We start from the raw sequence: 12,414 nt of genomic DNA on the forward strand, positions 1-12,414 counted from the left end.
GGATCGGGTTCGCGCTCTAAGGACAGGGCATGCCCGCCGCCGCCGAGAAGACCGCCAAGGCCGTCGTCACCCTCCCCGGGATGGAGTTCTCTCCCACGCAGGTCTGGCGGGACCTCCAGGCGTGGGTGGACGCTCACGGGACCCAGATCATCCTGGCGCTTGTCGCCGGGCTGGCCATCTACCTGCTCCTGAGTCTGATCCGGAGCCTCGCCGCGCGCCTGAAGGACCGGCCGGGGGACTATCTCGGCTTCCGCGCGCTGCTCGGGCGGGCCGCGAGCCGGACGAACCAGGCCTTCCTCGTGATGACCTCGGCCAAGCTGGTCGGGGGCTACGCCAATCCGCCGACGCCGGTGGCCCACACCGTCGACTTCCTGTTCACCGTGGTGGCTGTCTTCCAGGCGGCGATCTGGGTGCGCGAGATCGTGCTGGGCCTGATCGAGCGGCGCACATCCGAGGACGGGCAGGGCGAGACCCTTGCCAACGCCATGAGCATCATCCGCCTGCTGGTGACCGTCGCCCTGTTCGCCGTGGCGACCATCGTCGTGCTCGACAACGTGGGGGTGAACGTCGCGGGCCTGGTGGCCGGCCTCGGCATCGGCGGCATCGCCATCGGCCTCGCGGCCCAGGGCATCTTCTCGGATCTGTTCGCCGCCCTCTCGATCATCTTCGACAAGCCGTTCCGGATGGGCGAGACCATCCACTACGACGCCACCACCGCCACGGTGGAGAAGATCGGCCTGAAGAGCACGCGCCTCAGGGCCATCGGCGGCGAGCGCAAGATCATCTCCAACGCCAACCTGCTCCAGAAGGAGATCACCAGCTATCAGACGCTGGACCACCGGCGGTTGAAGTTCGCGATCGGGGTGATCTACCAGACGCCGCCGGACCTGGCGGCGCGCATCCCCACTATCCTGCGCGAGATCGTCGAGGCCGAGGGGGCGACGTTCGTGCGCTCCGGCTTCGTGGCCTTCGGTCAGAGCTCTCTGGACTTCGAGGTGGAATACGACGTGTTCCGGCCCGACTGGGACGAGATCTACGCCATCCGTCACCGCATCGGACTTTCCATCCTGAGCCGGTTCAACGCCGAGGGGCTGGAGTTCGCCTATCCGACCCAGACCACCTTCACCGCCGCGCCGGACGGACGGATGGTTCTGCCCTATCCCGAAGGTGGGTTTCCCCCGGCCGCGCCGCGATAGGACGGTCCCGTGGCTCGCCGTGCGGTTGCAATAGGCTGACGCGTCCCCCCTTTGACTGCTACAGCTTGGGCGTGCGGGACCTCCTTCCGATCCTCCGATGCCCGACCTGCGGCGGCGCGCTGGGGCGCGAGTCCGAAACCTATGCCTGCGCGGCCTGCGGTCCGTTCCTGACCACTGGCGGCCAGCCGGTGCTGGTGGACTTCGAACGCAGCATCCTGGAGCGCGAGGGCTTCGTCGCCCGGGCGGGCGCCTCGCCCATCCCACGCCGAGGCGTCCCGGCGGCGTTGAAGCGCATCTTCAAGGGCCGCAACGCCGCGGCCGAGCGGACGGCGGGGGCCATGAACGCGCGCCTGCCCAAGGATGCCCTGGTGCTCGTGGTCGGCGGCGGCGCTGTGGGTTCGGGCGCCGAGGAGCTCTACGGCGGTCATCTCGAGCTGGTCGGCCTCGACATCTACGCCACGCCCAACACCCGGCTGGTGGCCGACGCCCACGACCTGCCGTTCGCCGACGAGAGCTTCGACGCGGTGTGGGTCCAGGCGGTGCTGGAACACGTGCTGGATCCGGCGCGGGTGGTTTCCGAGATCTGGCGGGTGCTGAAGCCGGGCGGCCTGGTCTTCGCCGACACGCCGTTCATGCAGCAGGTGCACGAGGGCGGCTACGACTTCACCCGCTTCACGAACAGCGGCCACCGCTGGCTCTTCCGCCGGTTCGAGGAGATCGAGAGCGGCGTGAGCGGCGGTGCGGGCTCGGCGCTCCTGTGGTCGATCCGCTACTTCATCCGCGCCGTGACCGGCAGCCCGCGCCTGGGCGCCGTGGCCGTGGTCCCGCTGTTCTGGCTGCGGTTCTTCGACGGCCGGTCCCGCGCCCATGCCGACGCGGCGTCCGGCGTGTTCTTCTTCGGGCGCAAGTCGGCGGAGTCGCTGGCGCCGGCCGACATCCTGCAATTCTACCACGGGTCGCGATCGGATCGATGAACGAGTCGGGTTCCCACCGCCGGGGGGCGGGCCGTGAGGAAGGACGCGAAGCGATGTCAGGCGCGCTTCCCCACTACACTGGCGAGGGCGGCGCGGCGTATCACGCCCGTCGCGAGGTCGGGCGCAGCGACATCGCCCAGCAGGGGCGAGCGGCCTACTTCCAGGGGCTGACCATGCCGACCGACGTCGTGCTGGACTTCGGCTGCGCCACCGGCGGGGTGCTGTCGCGCCTGCCGGGCGCCACGCGCATCGGCGTCGAGGTGAACCCCGTCGCGGCCGCCGAGGCGCGCGGCGTTCTGGACCGGGTCGTCGCCTCCCTGGATGACATCGCGGACGCCAGCGTGGACGCGGTGATCAGCTTCCATGCCCTGGAACACGTGCCCGAGCCGTCCCGCATCCTCGGCGGGTTCCTTCGGGTGCTGAAGCCCGGCGGCCGCTTCCGCCTGATCGTGCCCTACGACAACATCCTGCTGAACCCGAGCCACCGCGCCTGGCGGCCGGGCGATCCCGACCTGCACCTGTTCGGCTGGACGCCGCTCGCCTTCGGCAACCTCCTGACCGTCGCGGGCTTCGAGGTGGAGGAGGTCCGCGTGACCCATTGGGCCAATGTTGGGCGCCTGTCGCGCCTGCTGGCGCCCGTCGGCCTGGGCGGAGCCGTCCAATGGCTGAAGGCGATCGGCCTGGGCCATCTGCAGGTCGTCGCCACGGGCCGGCGGCCAGCCGCGTGAGCGCGGGCCGGTGAAGGACCTCACCCGCAAGACCGTCTCCGCGCTGGCCTGGCTGTCGGTCTCCCACGGGTTGCGCGTGGTCTTCCAGATCGGGGTGATCCTGGTCCTGTCGCGCCTTCTGGGGCCCGAGCCGTTCGGCGTGGTGGCCGCGGCCGGCGTGGTGATCCTGGTCGCCCAGGCCATCGCCCCCCTGGGCCTGGCGGCGGCGCTGGTGGCGGTGCCCGGCGCCGACGACCAGACGGTCCGTGCGGTGACCACCGTCAGCCTGGGGTTCGCCGCCCTGCTGAGCCTCGGCATCGGGGCCGCCGCGCCCATCGTCGAGCGCCAGATGGGGATGCCGGGCGTCGCCACGGCGATGTTCCTGCTGCTGCCCGTCGTGCTCATCGCCCCGATCAAGCAGATCAGCCTGCGGACCCTCCACAAGCGGATGGCCTATCGTGCGGTCGCGGTGGCGGACGCCTTTCTGTACCTCGTCCTCTACGGCGGCCTGTCGGTCGTGCTCGCGCTGGGCGGCTGGGGCTTCCGCGGGCTGGTGATCGCCCAGACCGTCAGCGAACTGGCGTCGGCCATCCTGATGCTGGCGGTCTCGCGCGCGCCGCTGGGGTTGACCTCGGACCTGCGCGGCCTGCGGCCCATGCTGAGCTACGGGCTGGGGCTGACGGCGGCGAACGCGGCCGATTCCCTGGCCGAGGGCCTGCCCAAGGTCTTCGCCGGCAATGCGCTCGGGGCAGCCGCGCTTGGCTGCTATGGCCGGGCCTGGGACGTCACGCGCCGGCTGAACACCGCCCTGGAGGAGGTGTCGAGCAAGGTCCTCTTCCCGGCCTTCGCCCTGCGCCAGGACAGCCCAGGCGTCCTGGGCGAACTCTACGCGCGATACCTGCCGGTCTCCCTGGCCGTGATGATCCCGGTGGGCGTGATCCTGGCGGCGGCCCGCGAGGAGGTGGTGCTGCTCCTGCTCGGGCGGGGCTGGGAGCATGCGGTGGTCCCGTTCGGGGTGCTGGCCCTGCTCCTGCCGATCCAGTCGATGCGGAAGATCACCCTGACCGTCCTGAACAGTCTGGGCCGCTCGGGGCGAAACCTCATGGTCAACGCGGCCACCTGCGGCGTGGTCCTCGTGCTCCTGCCCTTCGCCGTCCGGCTGGGACTGCCGGGCGTGGCTTGGGCCATCTTCCTGGCCAGCCTCTGCGGCGCGGTGCTGGCCCAGGGCGCGGCCCTGCGCGCGCTCGGCGTGCGGTCCCTGGAGATGATCAGGGCCCAGGCTCCGCCGCTTCTCGACGGCGTGCTCGTGGCGGGCGGCTGCTGGGCGGCGACCGTCCTCCTGCACCGCCACGGCGTGACCTCGCCCATCGTCAGGATCCTGGCGATCGGCGTCGGCGGCGCGCTCGCCGGCGGGCTGGGCCTGCTCATCCTGCCGCAGGCGTTCGCGCCCGCGCACCTGCGGGAGCTTTTCAACCGGTGGTGGGTGTCAGTCCTGCGGTTGACGCGCCGTTTGCCACCATGGGATGAAACGAAGCGTTCGGGGAGCGATGGATGAAGCTGCGTGCGCTCTTCGACAAGGTGGCCAACCGGCTCAGCTCGCCCTCGCCCAAGGAGCTGGCGGCCATCTGGGCCTGGTGCGAGGGGCGCGCGGAGCCCCTGGACGCCTATGGCGAGAGCCTCGATCCGGCGCTCTGGGCCGAGGCGGCCGCGTTCACACGAAAGCTTGAGGAGCGGGGCCGCAGTCTCGACATCGAAGGCTTTGGCGGCGGCGCGGCCTACGGCCTGCTCTACTTCCTCGTGCGCCTGCGCAAGCCGGCCGTCGCGCTGGAGACCGGGGTGGCGGCGGGCTGGTCGTCCGAGGCGATCCTCGCGGCCATGGCGGCCAACGGCGGGGGCGTGCTGTGGTCCAGCGACCTGCCATACATGCGCGGCGGCCGCGAGCCGGGCGTGCTGGTGTCGCCTGAGCATCGGGACCGGTGGCGGCTGTTCAAGCAGGGCGACAAGGACAACCTGCCGGCCATCCTCTCAGAGAGCGGTCCGGTGGAGTTCTTCCACTACGACAGCGACAAGAGCGTCGCCGGCCGGGACTGGGCCTGGCGGCAGGTCCGGCCGCACCTCGCTCCGGACGCGGTCGTCGTCTGGGACGACGTCCAGGACAACTGGCACTTCCGCGACCGCATGGAGGGGCGGGTGTTCCGCTTCCAGCGCAAGTTCGTCGGCCTGGTGGACCCCACGGGCGCCCGCTCGTGAGACCCGAGGAGGCCGCCTGGATCGGGGATGTCCTGGCTCGGCTCGGCCCCGAGCGCATCTCGCCGCTGCTGGAGCTGGGAAGTTCGACCCTGGAGTTCCGTACGGTCGAGAAGCCCCACATCGAAGCGCTGATCCATCGCCCGCTGCGGGACCGCGGCGTGAGGGTCGTCCACGCCGACCTGAAGGGCGGGCCGGGCATCGACATCAGCGGCGACATCTACGACCCGGCGGTGCGCGAGGCGGTGAAGGCCGTGGGCGCCCGCAGCATCCTGTGCTGCAACATTCTGGAGCACCTGGCGGACCGGGAAGCGTTCATTCGCACGTGCGACGAGGTGCTGAGCCCGGGCGGCGTGCTGCTGCTGACCGTTCCTCGGAGCTATCCGCTCCACCTGGACCCGATCGACACCTACTACCGCCCAACGCCCGAGGCGCTCGCGGCGCTTCTGCCGGATTACGCCCTGGTGGAGACGAGGGTCATCCGCAGCGGGTCGCATCTCTCCGACCTGCGCGAGCGCGGGTCTGCCCTGCGGGAGGTGCTCGCCACGTTCTGGCGCAGCCTCATCTTGCGGGGCGGCCCGGCGGGCACCCGGGCGCGGCTGCACAGGCTGGCATGGTTGTTCCGTCCATATCTGATATCGGCCGTCGTCCCGCGGAAGCCAGGGCCTCAGCCATAGCCGAATGCGGCGGCGTGGGGGCCCGCGATCCGCTGCACAGCCGCGCGGTCGGCCTCGGACAGGCGGGCGATGGCCTTGGTGTTGACCTCCGCGTCGACGAAGGCGCGCAGCTCGTCCCGCGAGAGCCGTGCGATCGGCCCTACGGCCGGCGCGTCGCTGATCCGGACCTCGCCGAACGCCTTGCGCTTGGCCTCGAGGCGGCCGTCCCGGGGCGGCGCGAGCTCCAGCCGGGCGAAGAGGTCGTCGGCGAAGGCCGCCGGATCGGCCAGCAGGTCCTCGAAGCGGAAGACCGGCGCCTGCCAGTGCGTCCGGACCCAATCCATGAGGCGCAGGACGTCGGCGCACCACCGGCCGGCGGCTTTGGCGGTCAGTCCGCTGCGCATCAGGCTTTCGGCCTGCGCCAGCGGGTCTCGCGCAAGTATGAGCGGCCGGATCGCCGTGAAGCCGGCGGCGAGCATCGGCAGGTGGAGGATATGGTGGTCCATCAGCTTGACGGCGAGCCGATCGGCGGAAGGCTTGGCGGTGCGCTCGCCTTGGACCACGGCCGCGACCGACCGCCGTGCTGACGTCGGCCCCAGGAGCGCGGCGGCGACGCGCGCCGCAGCCCCGCCCGGAGCCACGAGGCCGGCCGAATAAGCCCGGCGGGCCAGTCGGCCCGGAAGCGTGAAACTCGGCCCCATGGCCACGTGCCATTCCTCGGACATCATCAGCACGTCGGGCGACGAGCCGATCATGCGCCAGGCCAAGCTCGAGCCCCCCCGCCCGAAGCAGCACAGGACAACGGGCGTGAGGGCCGACGCTGGAAGTGCTGCGGCGCCGGGCATCTCGCTGAAACTAGGAGTTTAGCGTCACCTTCCGCAAGCGTTGTCGTTCCGAGGGGGCGGGGCGGAAGGCGCAGGGGGGCCTGCAACCGAAGAATGTGCTACTTGGCCCCGACGGGTCGCGCGGGCGGGGAGGGGCGATACGGTGGGAGTGCTGGTCGGGATCGCGCTGCTCTCGCTGTTTATCCCGCTCAAGCTGAAGCTGCCGCTGCTCCAGCTTCGCCCCTTCGACCTGCTGGCGATCGTGCTGACGCTGCTGGTCGCCGCGAGGCTCCGCACCCTGCCGACGCCGCGCCAGCTCGCCGGCGTGCTCGTCATGCTGCCCTTCCTGGCCTGGCACGCCTACTCGGCCTTCCGGCTGGGGACCGACAACGGCGTGCGCGAGGCCCTGCAGGTCGGGCTGCTGGCCGCCTTCGGGGTCAGTGTCTGCTGCCTCCTGCCGACGCTGAACTACCGGCGGCTGGGCGCGCTGCTGCTGGTCGGCATGCTGGCGGTGACGGCCTACAACGCGGGCTATCACATCGCGATCCGCCACCCGAGCGGGTGGAAGACCCTCTCCGACATGAAGGAGACCTTCACCTTCCTGCCGAGCCTCCTGGGGATCTACATCCTGGTGCAGCGGGGTGAGCGGCGCGAATGGCAGAGGATCCTCTGGATCGTTCTGGGCGTCGTCATCCTGTTCTCCGGCGAACGGAAGGCCCTGCTGTCCTTCGTGATCCTGTCGGCGGCCATCCTGGCCAGGGGGCGCTTCACCCTACTCATCCCGACACTGGCGGCCGGCGCCCTGGGCGTGGTGCTGGCCGGGGCGCTGCTGGAGGGGACCTATGCGGGCAGGCAGATCGCCTCGCTGGCGGACCCCACCGGCCGGGCGAGCAACTCCTACGACATGGTCGTTCGCGGGGCGGCGCCTAGCCAGCTCAGCGACGCCCAGCGGATCTTCGCCCTGCACAACGCCCGGCAGATGCTGGCGGAACAGCCGGTGGTCGGTGTCGGCACCAACGGCTACATGGCCCTGCTGCAGAAGCGCTACGAAGGCCTGCCGACGTATCTGATGAACGGCATCCACAGCGAGTTCCTTCGCGTGCTCGTCGAGAACGGCGCGGTCGGGCTGGCCCTCTACCTCCTGATCTTCGCCGGGGCGGCCTGGCGGCTGGCTAATGCGCTGGCCTGGCTCCACCGGCTGGGCGCCATATCGGCTGAACAGGTCAGGCTCCTGCCGCTGGTCGCCCTCACGCCGCCGCTGCTCAGCCTGAGCCTGGAGGCGTCAGGCACCCATGCCTTCATCACGGTGCTGCTCATCTCGGTTCTCCCGGACCTTCTGGTGTGGGGACTTGGCGCGCCCCGGTTCGCCGAGTCGCAAAGGCAAGCGCTGGACCAGGCCTCTCGGGCGCTACGTCCGCGCGGAGCGGACGCATGAGGCCCGGCCGCGTGAGGAGCGTCGTCATGATCACGCCGTGCTTCTTCCCCGAGGCCTTCGGCGGCGGCGAGCGGCAGGCCCTCATCGTGGCCGAGGCGCTGGGACGCCTGGGTGTCAGGGTCACCCTGGCGACACCGGTTCTCTCCCGCGATCTGCCGCGTCGCGAGGAGACGGCCTTCGGCGAAATCGTCCGCTTCCCCGTCCGGCACTATCCCAATTTCGGCGGCCTGCGGATCGGTTCGACCCTGGCGTGGACGAGGGCGTTCGTCCGATGGTTCGTGGCGCGGCGCGATGAGTTCGACCTGATCTATGTGATCCATGGGCGGCTTCACGCCCTGGCCGGCCTGGCGGCGGCGGCGGCGACCGGCAAGCCGCTGGCGGTCAAGCTGGGCGTCGGCGGGGAGTTCTCGGACTTCGCGGCTCTGCGGGCCAAGCGCTGGCTTTACGGGGACGCCGTCCTGGCCTGGCTGCTCCGAAGGACGGACGCCTTCATCGTCAACTCAGCCATGATCCAGCGGGATCTCGACCGCGCCGGTGCGCCGCCCGAGCGCTGCGCCAGAATCCCCAACGGCGTCGTGACCCCGGACCGCCCGGAGGTGGAGGGAGCCTTCCGGACGCGCGCCGGAACCCGTTTCATCTTCACAGGCCGCCTCGTGGAGGACAAACGGCCAGGCGTGCTGATTCACGCCTTGAGCCGGGCGGTGGACCGGGGGGCGGACGGGGCGCTGACCTTCGTGGGCGACGGTCCACAGGCCGAAGAACTCAAGGGGCTCGCCGGCGAGCTTGGGCTGGAGGGGCGAGTGACGTTCACTGGCCGCATCGACGAGGTCTACTCCCACCTCCTCGCCCACGACGCCTTCGTGTCCGCATCCCTCAACGAGGGACAGTCCAACGCCCTGCTGGAGGCGATGGCCTGCGGCTGCATCCCGGTGGTGGCCGAGGCGAGCGGGGTCGAGGAGCTCGTCGTCCCAGGCGAGAACGGCTTCGTCTGCGGGCCGGACGCCGAGGCCTTCGCGGACGCCATGGTCGCCGTCGCGCGGATGGCGCCCGCCGAGCGCGAGCGCCTGGGCTGGGCGGCCCACGAGCGGGTGCGCGCCCAGGCGGGCATCGACGCGGTCGCCGCCCGGTGCCTGGAGCTTTTCGAAGAGCTCGCGAAGAGGCGCGCCGCGTGACCGCCGTCAGCGTCATCATCACCTGCTTCAACGAGGGCCCCTATATCGGCGAGGCCCTGCGCAGCGTGCTGGACCAGACCCGCGCCGACGCGGTGTGCGAGATCCTGATCGGTGACGCCGGCTCCGACCCCGAGACGCTCGCGGTGCTGGAAGAGGCGAAGGGCTGGGACCCCCGCATCCGGGTGTATGGCGGCCAGCGGATCGGCATCGCGCGCAACCGCAACCGCCTGGTGGCGCAGGCGGCGGGTGATCTCGTGGCCTTCCTGGACGGGGACGACTACTGGACCGCCGACAAGCTGGAGCGGCAGCTTCCGCTGTTCGAGCGGCCCGAGGTCAATCTGGTCTACGCCGGCTTCTCGCTGTTTCTGGACGGGGAGCCGCAGGCCCGGCGGGACATCGGCCTGCGGCGGCTGCCCGACGGGCCGAACCTGCCCGTCGCCTTCTTCCTCCATGATCCGCCGATCGTGCCGTCCACGCTCGTGATGCGCCGGGCCGCCTTCGAGGCCCTGGGCGGGTTCGACGAGACCCTGGCGGTGTTCGAGGACACCGAGTTCTATCTGAGGGCCGCCGAACTGGGCGGGTTCGCCGCGGTGGACCAGCCGCTGCTGATGAAGCGCGAGCGCCCGACCAGCATCACCGGCGGACGCACGGCCGAGCTGATGGCCTATCACGCCTTCGTGGCTTTCCAGTTCGCCGCCCGCAGGCCGGAAGCCGCCCCCCTCATCAACCGCCGGCTGTCGGAACGGGCCGCCAAGCTGGGGAACGTCTCGTACCGGCGCGGCGACCTCGCGGAGGCCCGGCGCTACTATCGCCTCGCCTCGGCCCTGCGGCCGCTGGATCCCGCCCCGCGGTTCGGCTGGCTGATCGCGCGGCTGGGCGACGGCCCGTGGCGCCGGCTGGTGCTGAAGGCCGTCGGCTGGGGCCGGAGCGGGGCCCCATGAGCGCGGCAGACGGGCGCGCACGCCCCCGCGTCCTCTATCTCATCAACGCCTTCGAGGCCGGCGGCGCGGAGGCCGGGCTCGTGCGCCTGGTCCGAGGCGGCCTGTTCGACGGCTTCGACCTGACGGTCGCGGGCCTGGCCGCCGGCGAGCCCGAGGTGAGGGCGGCGCTGGAACGGGCGGGCGTCGAGCCGCTGACGCTCACCGCCGCGCACAAGCCGCGCGTGCGGGACCTGCCGCGCCTGTTCGCCGGGATCGTCAGGCTGACGCGCCGGCTGCGGCCCGACGTGGTGATCCTCTCGCTGCCGCAGGCGAACCTGCTCGGCCGGCTCACGAGCCTTGTCTGGCGCCCGCCGGTGGTCGTCTCGTTCGAGCACAACGTGCGGCTCGCCAAGCGGACCTACGAGGTCCTCTTCTGGCTCACCTCGCCGCTGGTGGACTGGATGTTCGCCGACGCCGGTGCGACGGCGCGGGAGGCGGCCCGCCGGTTCTACATCCGGCCCCCTGGGCGGACGAGCGTGGTTCCGCTGGTGTCGCTGCCCGACACGGAAGCCGCCGCGGCCCTCACGCCCGATCGCTTCACGGTGGTCAACGCCGCGCGTTTCACGCCGGCCAAGAACCAGGCCGCCCTGATCCGCGCCGTGGCGATCCTGCGAGACCGAGGGATCGACGTGGACCTCGTGCTCTACGGCCAGGGGCCCGAGCGGGACGCCTGCGAGGCCCTGGCGGCGTCGCTGGGCGTCGCCGACCGTGTCCGGCTGCCGGGCTTCGTCCCGGACTGGCCGAAGCGCCCCGCCAGCGCCTTCGTGCTGGCCAGCCGGCACGAGGGGTTGTGCATGGCGCTGCTGGAGGCGATGCATGCCGGCCTGCCGGTCGCCACGCCGCTGGTGGGCGGGGTGGCCGACTACGCGACGCCCGAGACCGCCCTGATCCTCTCCGGCGCGGAGCCCACGACCCTGGCCGCCGCCATCGCGGCGCTGAGGGACGATCCGCACGCGGCGGCGCGGGCGCAGACGGCTCGGGCGCGTGTGCGCGGAACCTATGGGGAGACTGCGGTGGCGGCGCGGCTGCGGGCGGTGAACGCCGAACTGCACGCCGCCGTCAGGGCCTTTCCCTCGCCCCCCGCGCCGATCAGGCGATAGACCTCGTCGATGCGCTCGCACATCCGCTCGGCGGCCCAGTCGTCGAGGTTCATCCCGGCCGACGCCCGGGCCATCCGGCGTCGCAGCGCCGCGTCCTCCAGCAGCCGGATCAGCGGCTCGGCCATCTCGCCCACCTCCTCGGCCGAGGTCAGATAGCCGTTCGCGCCGTGGCGCACGACCGCGCCAACCCCCGGCAGCTCGGTGGTCACGACCGGCAGGCCGCCCAGGACGTACTGGATCACCGAGCGCGGCAGGCCCTCGTGCGCCGAGGCCAGGACGCCCACGTCGGCGAGGCGGACCAGGCGGGGCACGTCGTCGCGCAGGCCCAGCAGGCGCACATGGTCTTCCAGGCCCAGGGCGGCGACGCGGGCGCGGATGGCGGCGTCCTCCTCGCCCGCCCCGGCGAGCAGCAGGCGGACGTCGGGCGTCGTGTCGACGACCCGGCGGAACGCCTCCAGGAACTCGGCGTGCCGCTTGCGCCGCTCCAGCGAGGCGACCATCAGCACGAGCAGCGGCGCCGCTCCCCGGCCCGGGATCGGCGCGCGCAGGCTGGTCGCGTCGTCCGGGAGTTCGTCACGCCGGAAGGCGGCCACGTCCATGCCGCTGGGCGCCACGAAATGCCGGTCCGGCCGGCCCACGCCGGCCTCCAGGCAGGCGGCCTTCAGCGCCGGCGCCACGTGGATGAAGGCGTCGGTGAAGCGGCCGACCAGCCTCTCGATCGACCGGTAGATGGCGGCCTCGGCCGGCCCCACGTCCATGAAGGGCACGATGTGGACGCCGTGCACGATGTGCGGCGCGCGCGAGATTCGCGCGGCGAGGCGACCTAGCGCCCCAGCCTTGCTCTGGTGGGTGTGGACCACGTCGGGCCGCAGGCGGCGGAATACGCCCGCCAGGGCGATCAGCGCGGCGGGATCCTTGACCGGATGGGGCGGGGCGACCAGCGAGGGGACGCAGACCCGCTGCACCCGCGGATCGAGGAGGGCGAGGGCCCGGGGATCGTGGTCACGGCCGTGGACGATCCACACGGCGTTTCCCGCCGCCACCTGGGCGTTGCAGGTCAGCGCGGTGTTCTCCTCGGCGCCGGCGCGGAGGAGGCGGGTCAGGACATGGACAATCCGCATGT

The 12,414-nt window shown here is 71.7% G+C and carries 12 protein-coding genes; 10 read left to right on the forward strand and 2 right to left on the reverse strand.

The window, feature by feature from the left end; translation table 11 throughout:
• Positions 1–29: 29 nt before the first annotated feature.
• The 6 genes from ACK4TT_RS04590 to ACK4TT_RS04615 all read left to right on the forward strand — a co-directional run bounded on the left by ACK4TT_RS04590 (position 30) and on the right by ACK4TT_RS04615 (position 5,801).
• Positions 30–1,196 (forward strand): mechanosensitive ion channel family protein, encoded by a 1,167-nt coding sequence (locus ACK4TT_RS04590; RefSeq protein WP_409638915.1) that lies wholly within the window; start codon positions 30–32, stop codon positions 1,194–1,196.
• Positions 1,197–1,267: 71 nt separating this feature from the next.
• Positions 1,268–2,170 (forward strand): methyltransferase domain-containing protein, encoded by a 903-nt coding sequence (locus tag ACK4TT_RS04595; protein WP_410212525.1) that lies wholly within the window; start codon positions 1,268–1,270, stop codon positions 2,168–2,170.
• 53 nt (positions 2,171–2,223) lie between these two features.
• Positions 2,224–2,898 (forward strand): class I SAM-dependent methyltransferase, encoded by a 675-nt coding sequence (locus tag ACK4TT_RS04600; RefSeq protein ID WP_410212526.1) that lies wholly within the window; start codon positions 2,224–2,226, stop codon positions 2,896–2,898.
• 10 nt (positions 2,899–2,908) lie between these two features.
• Complete coding sequence (locus ACK4TT_RS04605; RefSeq protein WP_410212527.1) at positions 2,909–4,432, forward strand: oligosaccharide flippase family protein; 1,524 nt, start codon at positions 2,909–2,911, stop codon at positions 4,430–4,432.
• Positions 4,429–5,127, forward strand: coding sequence for a class I SAM-dependent methyltransferase (locus tag ACK4TT_RS04610; RefSeq protein WP_409638903.1), 699 nt, complete (start codon positions 4,429–4,431; stop codon positions 5,125–5,127). Before ACK4TT_RS04605 ends, ACK4TT_RS04610 begins: the two co-directional genes overlap by 4 nt.
• Positions 5,124–5,801, forward strand: a complete 678-nt coding sequence (locus ACK4TT_RS04615; protein ID WP_410212528.1) for a class I SAM-dependent methyltransferase — start codon at positions 5,124–5,126, stop codon at positions 5,799–5,801. The genes ACK4TT_RS04610 and ACK4TT_RS04615 overlap by 4 nt, the downstream gene beginning before the upstream one ends.
• Here ACK4TT_RS04615 and ACK4TT_RS04620 read toward each other — a convergent pair.
• The gene (locus tag ACK4TT_RS04620) at positions 5,792–6,625 is read right to left on the reverse strand and encodes a sulfotransferase (RefSeq protein WP_409638897.1); all 834 of its coding nucleotides are present in this window, start codon (positions 6,623–6,625) and stop codon (positions 5,792–5,794) included. The two genes, ACK4TT_RS04615 and ACK4TT_RS04620, sit on opposite strands and share 10 nt — an antisense overlap.
• Before the next feature lie 142 nt (positions 6,626–6,767).
• Here ACK4TT_RS04620 and ACK4TT_RS04625 point away from each other — a divergent pair, with 142 nt between their 5' ends.
• The 4 genes from ACK4TT_RS04625 to ACK4TT_RS04640 are packed head-to-tail and all read left to right on the forward strand — an operon-like array spanning position 6,768 to position 11,291.
• Complete coding sequence (locus ACK4TT_RS04625) at positions 6,768–8,039, forward strand: O-antigen ligase family protein (RefSeq protein WP_409638894.1); 1,272 nt, start codon at positions 6,768–6,770, stop codon at positions 8,037–8,039.
• A gap of 26 nt (positions 8,040–8,065) precedes the next feature.
• Positions 8,066–9,211, forward strand: a complete 1,146-nt coding sequence (locus ACK4TT_RS04630) for a glycosyltransferase family 4 protein (protein ID WP_409638891.1) — start codon at positions 8,066–8,068, stop codon at positions 9,209–9,211.
• Positions 9,208–10,152: a glycosyltransferase gene (locus tag ACK4TT_RS04635; RefSeq protein ID WP_409638887.1), complete on the forward strand. Its 945-nt coding sequence runs from the start codon at positions 9,208–9,210 to the stop codon at positions 10,150–10,152. Before ACK4TT_RS04630 ends, ACK4TT_RS04635 begins: the two co-directional genes overlap by 4 nt.
• Positions 10,149–11,291 carry a glycosyltransferase gene (locus tag ACK4TT_RS04640; protein WP_409638884.1) on the forward strand — a complete coding sequence of 381 codons (1,143 nt, stop codon included), beginning with the start codon at positions 10,149–10,151 and terminating at the stop codon, positions 11,289–11,291. The genes ACK4TT_RS04635 and ACK4TT_RS04640 overlap by 4 nt, the downstream gene beginning before the upstream one ends.
• Here ACK4TT_RS04640 and ACK4TT_RS04645 read toward each other — a convergent pair.
• A complete protein-coding gene (locus ACK4TT_RS04645) occupies positions 11,189–12,412 on the reverse strand; it encodes a glycosyltransferase (protein ID WP_410212529.1) in 1,224 nt (407 codons plus the stop codon). The two genes, ACK4TT_RS04640 and ACK4TT_RS04645, sit on opposite strands and share 103 nt — an antisense overlap.
• Positions 12,413–12,414 lie beyond the last annotated feature (2 nt).

Origin of the sequence: Phenylobacterium sp., assembly GCF_046463815.1 — a bacterium.
Taxonomy (GTDB): Bacteria; Pseudomonadota; Alphaproteobacteria; order Caulobacterales; family Caulobacteraceae; genus Phenylobacterium.

What these genes read in the sequence shown, in the direction of transcription:
- ACK4TT_RS04590 (WP_409638915.1), top strand. Translation starts at nt 30, where the DNA reads ATGCCCGCCGCCGCCGAGAAGACCGCCAAGGCCGTCGTCACCCTCCCC.
- ACK4TT_RS04600 (WP_410212526.1), top strand. Translation starts at nt 2,224, where the DNA reads ATGTCAGGCGCGCTTCCCCACTACACTGGCGAGGGCGGCGCGGCGTAT.
- ACK4TT_RS04610 (WP_409638903.1), top strand. Translation starts at nt 4,429, where the DNA reads ATGAAGCTGCGTGCGCTCTTCGACAAGGTGGCCAACCGGCTCAGCTCG.
- ACK4TT_RS04620 (WP_409638897.1), bottom strand. Translation starts at nt 6,625, where the DNA reads ATGCCCGGCGCCGCAGCACTTCCAGCGTCGGCCCTCACGCCCGTTGTC.
- ACK4TT_RS04630 (WP_409638891.1), top strand. Translation starts at nt 8,066, where the DNA reads ATGATCACGCCGTGCTTCTTCCCCGAGGCCTTCGGCGGCGGCGAGCGG.
- ACK4TT_RS04640 (WP_409638884.1), top strand. Translation starts at nt 10,149, where the DNA reads ATGAGCGCGGCAGACGGGCGCGCACGCCCCCGCGTCCTCTATCTCATC.
- ACK4TT_RS04645 (WP_410212529.1), bottom strand. Translation starts at nt 12,412, where the DNA reads ATGCGGATTGTCCATGTCCTGACCCGCCTCCTCCGCGCCGGCGCCGAG.